Below are 6,991 nucleotides of genomic sequence, written 5' to 3' on the forward strand. Positions count from 1 at the left end.
ACTGCCGCCCGGCCTGCCCGGCGGGCGAGGCGGTGGAGGAGCCGGAAGGGATGGCGGAGAGGTCGGGACTCATGTGGATGTCATCAACTGGGCGAGGAGCGGGGTGAGCGTCTTGAGTGCGCGTGCAATGCGCTCGTTCATCTGCGCCGGCGTGCCCCCCAAGTTCACATAGCCGTTGGCCGTCAGGTAGTGGCGGTTGCGGGCGAGTGCGCGCTGGGCGGCCTTGTTCAGGCGCTCGACGATAGGTGCCGGCAGGCCTGCCGGGCCGGCGAGGCCGGTCCAGGTGTCGGAGTCGTAGCCGGGCTTGCCGGCGACCTCGGCGACCGTCGGGACGTCGGGCACGACGGGCAGGCGCTGGGGGCTGCCGATGGCCAGCAGGCGCAGCCTGCCGTCCTTCGCGCCGGGCAGCACCGAGCCGACATAGGAGAACATCATGTCCACCTGGCCGCCGAGGAAGTCGTTCATCGCCGGCCCCGCCCCCTTGTAGGGCACGTGCAGAATGCGCGTGCCGGTGGCGTGCTTGAACATTTCGCCCGACTGGTGCAGCGAGGTGCCGTTGCCCGCCGATCCGTAGGTCAGCTTGTCCGGGTTCTGCCGTGCGTAGTCGATGAGTTCCTGGGCCGTCCTGAAGCGCGAGTTGGCCGTGACCGTCAACGCCAGCGGCACGCTCACCAGCAGGCTGACCATCGACCAGTTCTCGAGCGGCCGGTAGGGGAGCTTGGGATAGATCGCGGGATTGACGACATGCACGCCCGCAGTGGTGTAGATCAGCGTATAGCCGTCGGGCTCGGCCTTGGCCGCAGCCTCCGCCCCGATGATGGCGCCGGCACCGCCGCGGTTGTCGATCACGACCGGCTGGCCCAGGTCTTCCGCGAGGGTCTTGGCCAGCAGGCGCGCCACATTGTCGGTTGCGCCGCCCGGAGGGAAGGGCACGATCAGGCGGATCGGCCGGTTCGGATAGGGGGCATCGGCCCGGGTGCCGCCGGCCGCCAGCGCCAGCACGGCACCGGCGCCCAGCAGCGCGGCGGCCCGGCGCGTGAGCGGCCTGCAGGCCGCGCCATGAAGATGTTCGTCCGTCACAGTTCCTCGTCTCCGTAGTCGTTTGTTTCGCATGGCCTGCAAGCCGAGGCTCCGGTGCCGATGCATGCAGTCCATGATAGGCAGCAAGCCGCCCCGCGCAGCCTTCCAAACAGGACGCCAGCCCTGAAGTTTTGTTCTGCCTGGAGTGCCGTCCGGCCAGAAAAAAAGCCCCTGCCCGGACTGGTGGGCAGGGGCGCACCGGCGACTGCCGGCCCCTATGGTCAGGCCATGAGAGACAGGCCGCCGCTGACCTCGAGAACCTCTCCCACGATGTAGTCGGCCAGCGGCGAGGCCAAGAACAGCACCGGACCCGCGATGTCCAGCGGCACGGCCACGCGCCCGGCCGGGATGCCCTTGATGCGCTCGGCATATTTCTCGGCCACGTTCACGCTGCCGTAGAACGGCGTGTCGACCAGCCCCGGCGCCACGGCGTTGACGTGGATGCCCTTGGCGGCGAAGTCCTTGGCCAGCGCCTTGGTCAGCGACGATACGGCGCCTTTGGCTGCCGCATAGGCGCTGCCGCCGGGCGCGCCGCCGTTGCGGGCAGCGGTGGAACTGACGTTGACCACCCGGCCACGGCTGGATTTTTCGAGCAGCGGCAGGCAGGCCTGCGTCACCAGGAATACCGAGCGCACGTTGATGGCCAGGATCTGGTCCCAGGTCTGGGGCGGCAGTTCTCCGAAAGGCATCTTGCCGGGCGAGGCGCCGGCATTGTTGACCAGCACGTCGAGGCGGCCGAACTCCTCGCCCACGCGCTGTGCGATGCGGGCCGCGGCGGCCGGATCGGTCAGGTCGCCTTCGACCAGCAGGGTGCGGGCCTGTGCTGCTTCCAGTTTCTGCTGCAGGGTGCGGGCCGCGTCGGGCAGGCCGAAGTCGTGCAGCACCACCGAGGCGCCCCTGCGCGCGAACTCGCGTGCGATCTGGCTGCCGATGCCGCCGCTGGCGCCGGTGACGAGGACGATCTGGTTGGAAAAATCGGGCATGGGAGAGGTCTCCAGGAGTCGGGCGTTGGAATGGATGCGGCTTCGTCAGTCGGCCACGAGATAGGCCTTCTTGCGCATGAAGCGCGTGATCGAGTCATAACCCAGCCGGGAGCCCGACAGGCCGGAGCGCTTGAACGCGTTCTTCTCGTGCGTATCGCCTTCGCCGATGGCCGCGGTACCCAGGCCGGTACCGTTGATGCTGACTGCGCCGACATCGATGCGCCTGGCAATGGCCAGCGCCTCGCCGGCGGAGCCCGCGAAGACGGCGCCGCTCAGGCCGTAGATGCTGTCGTTGGCCAGCCTGACGGCCTCGTCGGTGTCGCGGTAGGTCATCACGGGAATGACCGGGCCGAAGGTCTCCTCGGTCATCAGCTCCATCGTGTGGTCGACGCCGGTCACCACCGTGGGCTCGGCCCACCAGCCGCCGCCGCGCTGGGCGACCGGCCCGCCGCAGCGGATGACGGCGCCCTTGTCGACCGCGTCCTGCAGATGCCGGTTGATGGTGTGCGCCTGCCGCTCCAGGATGATGGGGCCGAGCGTGCCGTCCTGGAGCGTGGGATAGGCGAGCCTGAATTCGCGCGCCTTGTCCACCAGCTTTCCGACAAAGGCCTCGGCCACCGGCTCGGCGACGTAGACGCGCTCGATCGAGACGCAGACCTGGCCCGCGTTGGCGACCGCGCCCTGGACGACGGAGGCCGCGGCGCGGTCGAGGTCGGCGGTACCGGTCACGACGGCCGGGTCCTTGCCGCCGAGTTCCAGGAAGGCAGGGATGAAGGCGCGCGCTGCCACCTCGGCCACCTTCTGGCCCGTGGGAACGCTGCCGGTGAAGCAGACCGCATCGACATGGCCGATGAGGGCTTCGCCGATGTCCTTGCCGCCGGTCACGTAGCGCAGCACGGCGGCGATCTCCGGCACGCGTTTGATGGTCTCGACCAGCGGCGCGACGAAGCGCGGCGTGACCTCGCTGGGCTTGACGATGGCCGCGCAGCCCGCCACCAGCGCGGGGATGGTGTCGAGCAGGGAGCTCGACAGCGGGAAGTTCCAGGGGCTGATCACGCCGACCAGCGGAAAGGGGCTGAGGCCGCCGTGCACCTCCACATGGCCCAGGGAGCGCAGGCGCTGGCTGCGCTCGGCGAAGACTTCGCGCGCCATGATGGCGAGCTTGTCGATGCTGGTGGGCAGGCGCAGCATCTCGCGCTCGGATTCGACCAGCCGGCCCGTGTCGGCCACCAGGGCGGCCAACAGGACCTCGCGCTGGCGCTCCACCTCCCGGCGCCAGGCGTTGAGAGCCTCGAGGCGGCCTTCCAGGCCCAGCGCCTGCCAGCGCTGCTGGTTGCGGCGCAGTTCGGCCGAGATGGCCGGCAGCTCTGCCGGGTCGGTGGTGCGCAGCTCGAAGTCGTACTGGCCCGTGCGGGGATTGCGGACAGGAATGGTCTTGCTCATGGCGTTTCGAACTCGAAGAAGTCAGGAAGGGGAAACGGCTCTAGTCGATGGTGATCTTCGCGTCGCGGATCACCTTGCTCCACTTGCCACGCTCGGACTGGATGAAGGACTGGATGTCGGAGAGGCTCATGGGATGTCCGGTGAAGCCAATGCCCAGCAGGCTGTCCTGCACGCCCTTGTCCAGCATGGCCTTGTTGATCGCGGCGTTGAGCCGGGCGTCCACCGCGGCCGGTGTTCCCCGGGGCAGCACCAGCAGGTTCCAGATGTCGGCCTCGTAGCCCGGCAGTCCGGCCTCGGCCACGGTGGGCACGTTCGGGAAGGACTTGATGCGTTCGCGCGAGGTGATGGCGAGCGTCGAGACGGAGCCGGCCTTCATCTGCGAGAAGACGCTGGCGATGCCCACGGTGGCGATGTCGATGCGGCCGGTCATCAGGTCGCCCATGAGGGCGGAGTCGCCCGGATACGGCACATGCGTCATCCGCACGCCCGCCATGTTGGCAAGGTACTCGGTCGCCATGTGCCCGGGGGAAGCGTTGCCGGCCGATCCGAAGCTGATGGAGCCCGGCCTGGCCCGGGCCTGGTCGATGACCTGGCGCAGCGTCCTGTACGGCGAGTCCTTCGCAGTGACCACCACCATGCCCGAGGAGCCCAGGTAGGCCACCGCGTTGATGTCCTTCTGGGGGTCGTAGGGCAGCTTGCGCCCCAGCAACTGGTGCAGCATGGTGGACGACACGCCGGATACCGCCGCGGCATAGCCGTCGGGCGGGGAGCGCAGCACCTGGGCCACGCCCACCGAGCCGGCCGCGCCGGGCTTGTTTTCCACCACGACGGCCTGGTTCAGTGCCTCCCCGAGCGCCTTGGCGACGATGCGGCCGGCGAGGTCCGTGGTGCCGCCCGCTGCATAGGGAACGATGACCTGGATCGGCCTGTCAGGGTAGCCTGCCGGCGCCGGCGCCGGCGCGGGGTGCGCCAGCATCGGCAGCGCAAGGCCCAGCATCATGATGAACCCGCCGGTTCTGATTCGTGCTCGCATGGTGTCTCCTTGATTCTTGGGACGGGCGTCTCTGCCGGAGGGCAAGCCGTCCGTGTACGGTGCGAATTGCATGGTAGGAGGCGCCCGGGGTGCCCGCCTCTTCCAAATGGGTGGCCGGGCATGAGGTCCTGTCATGTCTCTGGTTTCAGGCATGCACAAAACTCAACGGGCCCGGATCAATCGGAAGCCCTGACACCAAGGCTCCGCAGAACAATGGCCGGACATCAATCGCCGGACGGCCTGTGCGCGGTACCGCATCGCGCATGGGCGCCCGTACACGGAGACAACACAACATGTACCCTGATCGCCGGACGCTGCTGCTGGGGATGGCCGGCGGGCTCCTGGGCGCGCACCCGTCGCGCGCGGCCACCGGGCCGCAACGGCCCATCGTCTTCGTCGTGCCCTATCCGGCTGGCGGCATTACCGATATCTAGGCCCGGACCCTTGCCCGGCTGCTGGCGTCATCCCTGGGCCGATCCATCGTGGTCGATAACCGGCCCGGTGCCGGTGGATCGATCGGCGTCGGCCATGCCGCCCGCCAGCCACCCGACGGCCAGACCCTCCTCATCGGCAAGCAGGCCACGCACGCAGCCAACACCGCGCTGTACAGGAATCTGCGCTACGACCCGTTGTCGGACTTTGCCCCCGTCCACGGCCTCATCGAAACCAGCCCCGTGCTCGGAGTGCATCCCGGCCTGCCTGCCCGCACGCTGAAGGAGTTCGTCGAAATCGCGCACAGGCAGCCGGGCGCCATCCGGTATGGCTCGGCAGGCATGGGCAGCGGCGGGCACCTGGTCGGCGAGCAGTTCCAGCAGGCGACGGGCGTCCGGCTGACCCATGTTCCCTACAAGGGCATGTCGCAGGTCGTGGCCGATCTCTTGGGCGGGCATGTGGACGCGGCGTTCGATCCGCCCACCACGCTGCTTCAGCCCATGCTGGCCGGGCAGATCCGACCGCTGGCGTATCTGGGGCAGGAGCGGCTTGCCACTTTGCCCGACGTGCCCACGGCGAGAGAGGCGGGCCTGCCGGCCATCGAGGGTTCCACCTGGACCGTCATCTACACATCCGCAGGCACGCCGCCGGAAATCGTCGCCCGGCTCGCGGACGTCATCGCCGAGGCGATGAAGACCCCCGAGATGCGGCAGAACACCGAGAAGTTCGGCGGACGCCTCATGCAGGGCTTGCGAGGGGAGCCGCTCAACGCCTTTGTCCGCCGCGAACTCGTGAAGTGGCAATCGATCGTCCGGAAGTCCGGGGTCACCCTTGAATGACGCGCCGGTCGCCTCACGCCATCCCAAACCAGAGAAGGAGACACGCAATGCACCCAAACCGCCGAACCGCGCTCGCCAGCCTGCTGGCCGGAGCAACGGCCCCGTGGCCAGCCCTCGCGAGCACAGGAACCTGGCCGCAGCAACGGCCCATCGGTTTCATCGTGCCGTATCCGGCAGGAGGCGTCACGGATGTCCAGGCGCGTGCGCTGGCGCCACTGCTCGACAGGATCGTCGGCCAGACCTTCGTGATCGACAACCGGGGTGGCGCGGGAGGCTCCATCGGCGTCGCATATGCGGCGCGCCAGCCGCCGGACGGCTACACCATGGTCATCGGCACGCAGGCCACGCATGGAGCCAATGCTGCGCTCTACAAGGATCTGCGCTATCACCCCATACGCGACTTCGTGCCGGTGCATGCTCTGTTCGACAGCATTCCGCTGCTGGGCGTCCATCCGTCTCGTCCCTACCGGAACCTGCGCGAGTTCACCGCCTACGCCAAGGCCCATCCCGGCGCGATCCGCTATGGCTCGGCTGGCGTGGGCAGCGGCGGGCACCTCGTGGGCGAGATGTTCCAGCAGAGTGCCGGCATCCAGCTGACGCACGTGCCCTACAAGGGCGTGGGCCCGACCATCAACGACCTCGTGGGCGGGCACATCGATGCCGCTTTCGACTACCCCATCACCCTGCTGCAGCAGGTTCAGGCCGGACGGGTGCGGGCGTTGAGCTTCATGGGGCAGGAGCGGCTGGCCTCGCTGCCGGACGTGCCGGCCATCGTGGAGGAAGGTTTTCCCCTGCCGCCGGCGAAGACCTGGACGATCCTCTATTTGCCCGCAGGCACGCCCGGACCCATCGTCTCCGCGCTGGCCGATGCGGTGGAGAAGGCGATTGCCATGCCCGACATGCGAAGGCTCGTCGACCGTTGGGGCGGCTCGCTGATGAACCTGCGAGGCGCCGAGCTGAATCGGTTCTCGCAGGACCAGTACGACCGCTGGCGCGACATCGTGCGGCGATCGGGCGCCACGCTGGATTGAGGCAGGCGGGGGGTGTGGACGCCCATAAGCGCTAACTGGTATGACTAGGGTCGTGGCAAACTTCGGCCCTATGAAAGATGAGCAAGTGCAATTGGCCGAGGACTGGTGGGGCCTGGACGAACTGGAGTCAGGCCGACCGGAATGGGAAGT

General features: G+C 68.4%; 6 protein-coding genes and 1 pseudogene. 3 read left to right on the forward strand and 4 right to left on the reverse strand.

Annotated features, from left to right (window positions below; all coding sequences use genetic code 11):
* Positions 1-69 precede the first annotated feature (69 nt).
* From GAK38_RS18540 to GAK38_RS18555, 4 genes are all read right to left on the reverse strand, one after another.
* Positions 70-1,080 (reverse strand): Bug family tripartite tricarboxylate transporter substrate binding protein, encoded by a 1,011-nt coding sequence (locus GAK38_RS18540; RefSeq protein WP_325346442.1) that lies wholly within the window; start codon positions 1,078-1,080, stop codon positions 70-72.
* 221 nt (positions 1,081-1,301) lie between these two features.
* Positions 1,302-2,063, reverse strand: a complete 762-nt coding sequence (locus tag GAK38_RS18545; RefSeq protein ID WP_325346443.1) for an SDR family NAD(P)-dependent oxidoreductase — start codon at positions 2,061-2,063, stop codon at positions 1,302-1,304.
* Positions 2,064-2,108: 45 nt separating this feature from the next.
* Positions 2,109-3,506 (reverse strand): aldehyde dehydrogenase family protein, encoded by a 1,398-nt coding sequence (locus GAK38_RS18550; RefSeq protein WP_325346444.1) that lies wholly within the window; start codon positions 3,504-3,506, stop codon positions 2,109-2,111.
* A gap of 40 nt (positions 3,507-3,546) precedes the next feature.
* Positions 3,547-4,539: a Bug family tripartite tricarboxylate transporter substrate binding protein gene (locus GAK38_RS18555; protein ID WP_325346445.1), complete on the reverse strand. Its 993-nt coding sequence runs from the start codon at positions 4,537-4,539 to the stop codon at positions 3,547-3,549.
* A 293-nt stretch (positions 4,540-4,832) separates the two neighbouring features.
* Here GAK38_RS18555 and GAK38_RS18560 point away from each other — a divergent pair, with 293 nt between their 5' ends.
* The 3 genes and pseudogenes from GAK38_RS18560 (at position 4,833) to GAK38_RS18570 (ending at position 6,841) form a co-directional block, all read left to right on the forward strand.
* Complete coding sequence (locus GAK38_RS18560; protein WP_325346446.1) at positions 4,833-4,973, forward strand: hypothetical protein; 141 nt, start codon at positions 4,833-4,835, stop codon at positions 4,971-4,973.
* A gap of 12 nt (positions 4,974-4,985) precedes the next feature.
* Positions 4,986-5,810, forward strand: a pseudogene (locus GAK38_RS18565) (Bug family tripartite tricarboxylate transporter substrate binding protein); the annotation flags it as partial.
* 47 nt (positions 5,811-5,857) lie between these two features.
* Positions 5,858-6,841 (forward strand): Bug family tripartite tricarboxylate transporter substrate binding protein, encoded by a 984-nt coding sequence (locus GAK38_RS18570; RefSeq protein WP_325346447.1) that lies wholly within the window; start codon positions 5,858-5,860, stop codon positions 6,839-6,841.
* Positions 6,842-6,991: the final 150 nt, after the last annotated feature.

It is taken from the genome of Xylophilus sp. (genome assembly GCA_009914555.1).
Lineage (GTDB): Bacteria > Pseudomonadota > Gammaproteobacteria > Burkholderiales > Burkholderiaceae_C > WNDY01.